Raw genomic sequence first — 2,867 nt, 5'->3', positions numbered from 1 at the left:
GCGTGTGGGTGACGGTGGTGTTCGTGGGGGTGCCGCGGAAGGAGAGGACGGCGCCGAAGGGGTTGTCGTGGGTGTTCTTCTCGATGCCTTCGGTGTGGAGGTGGTGGCCGCCGAAGTCGAGTTCGATGTTGGAGCGGTTCCAGAGGTGGCGTTTGGTGAAGAGGAGGTCGGTGTGGGCTTCGATGCGGTGGACGGTGGGGTCGGCGATCATCGCGTCGAGTGCGGCGTCGGCGGGTGTGGTGGCGTCGTGGTGGCCGAAGGTGCGGAAGTCGAGGGTGCCGGTGTGGAGCTGGTGCCAGCGGCCGGTCTTGCTGGTGTGGGTGGGTGCGATGACGGTGCCGCCGTTGTGGGCGGTGGTGGACTTCTTGTCCCAGCGCAGGGCCATCGCGCCGCCGTCGCCGGGGGTGTGGTAGCCGGCGAGGAGGATCTGGGTGCCGTGGTCGAGCGGCTTGGTGTTCAGGGCGCGCAGTTCGGCGACGGTGTCGAGGCGCAGTACGTCGCCGGTGTGTGCGGGTGCGGCCTGGGCCGGGGCGGTGGCCACGGCCGAACCGGCCATGACCAGACCGGCGAGCCCCGAGGCCCGCAGCAGATTCCGGCGGGACGACGCAGGGGTGTGGTGGTGCGGAACGCTCATGCGGACTTCGCCTTCCGAGAAGCGCGACAAGTGAGGGAGCGTTCCTGCGGTGGACTGCCATGAGGCGGATGGCTGAAAAGGGTCCGGCCGTCTGATGTTCGCGACGCGGTGGGCAGGCGTCGGAATCGGACCGGGAGGGGTAAATCGGCGGTGACGGGTGAGTGTCACCGCGGTTGGCAGGGAACCTACGGCGGGTTGTGCCGATCGGTCAAGACCCGATTTCGTCGGAATGCGATGCCGCGGTGTCCGACGGGTCGTCCTCCGGGGCGTCCACCCAGCCCAGGGAGACGCTGATCCGGCGGGCCGAGTCCCGCACCTGGCCGCCCAGTTCCTGGTAGCGCCAGGCCGGCAGGCCGAGCTTGAGACCGGTGATGGAGACGGCCCCGGCGCACACCGAGCGGTCGTCGAACACCGGTGCGCCGATGCAGATGATGCCCTCGGCGTCCTCCTCGTCGTCCAGGGCGTAGCCGACCCGGGCGATGTCGCGCAGATGGGACAGGAAGGTCGCCGGGTCGGTGATCGTGCGGGACGTGCGCCGGGGCAGCCCGAACCGCTCGACGATCGAGGCCGCCTCGCCCGGCGGCACCGCGGAGAGCAGCGCCTTGCCCAGGCCCGTGCAGTGCGGCAGCTCGCGCTGGCCCATCCGCAGATCGAGCCGGACGCGCTGGTCGAGCTCGACCTGGTCCACCACGACCGCGTGGCCGTCCTCGGGCACGGCGAGCCTGGAGGCCATGCCGGTGGCCCGGGTGAGCTCGCGCAGGACGGGGTGGGCGACCCCGCGCAGCGAGACCTGGGACCTGGCCCGGTCGCCGAGCCTGGCCAGGCTCATGCCGAGCCGGTAGCGGCGGTTCATGCCCTCGCCGTCGTCCGAGACGAGGCCGTAGGCGCGCAGGGTCTGGAGCATGCCGAAGGCGGCGCTCTTGGAGATGGAGCAGACCTGGCCGACCTCGGTGACGCTCATGCCGTTGCCCTGCGAGGGGGCGGCGAGCGCTTCGAGGATGTCGGCTGCCCTGGCCACGCTCTTGACCCAGTACTTCGGTTCTTCTGGGGCAGCACTGTTCGTCATAGCAGAACAGCTTAGTGCCTCTGGGGTCCCGAGGTGTACGTCCGAGCCAAGGAAAGCCCGGAATTGGGGCGTTGAGTGGCCGAAAGGGGGTTGACCGGCCTCTGAGGCGGACGTAATATCCAGGCACTGTTCTGCTCTACAGAACAGTGTTCTGAAAAAGCGAAACGCAGTACCGAGCACCACGGATCACCTCTTCCTGCGGCGACTGCCGGGCGGATGGCGCCAGGGACTCACGGGCCGGGCAGGGCCCGCGAAAACCGACGACTCTCGACGCAAGGAGCAAGCACCATGAGTTCAGGCCCGGTAGGCAACGAATCCGGAGCCCGACTCGCCGAACGCGCCCGCCAGGTCGTACCCGGCGGCGTGAACAGCGGTCAGCGCAGTGTTCCCGGACTGACCGACCTGGTCGTCACCGGGACCGACGGCGCACGGTTCCGTACCGCCGACGGACGCGAGTACACCGACTTCCACTCGGCGTTCGGCCCGCCGCTGCTCGGCCACAACGACCCCGACGTGGCCCGCGCCACCGCGGAGGCCGGCGCCACCCTCGGTCACATGGGTGTCGGCGTCACCGAGGGCGAGGTCCTCCTCGCCGAACAGCTCACCGAGCTGATCCCCTCGATCGAGAAGGTGCTGCTCACCAGCACCGGCAGTGAGGCGACGTTCCACGCGCTGCGGGTCTCCCGCGCCGCCACCGGCCGCCGCCTCGTCGTCAAGTTCCAGGGCTGCTACCACGGCTGGCACGACTCGGTCAGCCTCAACGTCATCTCCGCGCCCGAGAAGGTCGGCGGCCACGACCCGATCTCGACCGGCATCCTGCCCGAGGTCCTCGAAGCCACCCTCGTCCTGCCGTTCAACGACAGCGAGGCCGTCCGGCGCACCTTCGCCGAGCACGGCTCCGACATCGCCGCCGTCATCGTCGAGCCCGTCCCGCACAACGTCGGCGCGCTCCTGCCGTACCAGGAGTTCCTCACCACGCTGCGCGAGGAGACCACGGAGGCCGGCAGTGTCCTGATCTTCGACGAGGTCATCACCGGCTTCCGCCACGGCCTCGGCGGCTGGCAGCAGATCTCCGGCGTCACCCCCGACCTCACCACCCTCGGCAAGGCCATCGCCAACGGCGCCCCCGTCGGCGCGATCGGCGGCCGCGCCGACCTGATGGACCTC

General features: G+C 69.9%; 3 protein-coding genes. 1 reads left to right on the top strand and 2 read right to left on the bottom strand.

The genetic code is table 11. The features are described 5' to 3' along the window. Together J1C73_RS21245 and J1C73_RS21240 are read right to left on the bottom strand one after the other, a co-directional pair. Positions 1-634 (bottom strand): putative phage tail protein (locus tag J1C73_RS21245; RefSeq protein ID WP_504744041.1); only part of this gene is annotated, 634 nt, incomplete at its 3' end. A 208-nt stretch (positions 635-842) separates the two neighbouring features. Beyond that, positions 843-1,700, bottom strand: coding sequence for an IclR family transcriptional regulator (locus tag J1C73_RS21240; protein ID WP_123468301.1), 858 nt, complete (start codon positions 1,698-1,700; stop codon positions 843-845). A 288-nt stretch (positions 1,701-1,988) separates the two neighbouring features. On the opposite strand from J1C73_RS21240, the gene J1C73_RS21235 reads away from it, so the two are divergent. Continuing rightward, positions 1,989-2,867: aspartate aminotransferase family protein (locus J1C73_RS21235; RefSeq protein ID WP_207317811.1), on the top strand; the 879-nt coding region annotated here is incomplete at its 3' end.

The sequence above is a fragment of the Streptomyces laculatispora genome, from assembly GCF_017353455.1.
Taxonomy (GTDB): domain Bacteria; phylum Actinomycetota; class Actinomycetes; order Streptomycetales; family Streptomycetaceae; genus Streptomyces; species Streptomyces laculatispora.
Note: the sequence above shows the minus strand (reverse complement) of the source record. Positions and strands in the feature narration are given on the sequence as shown.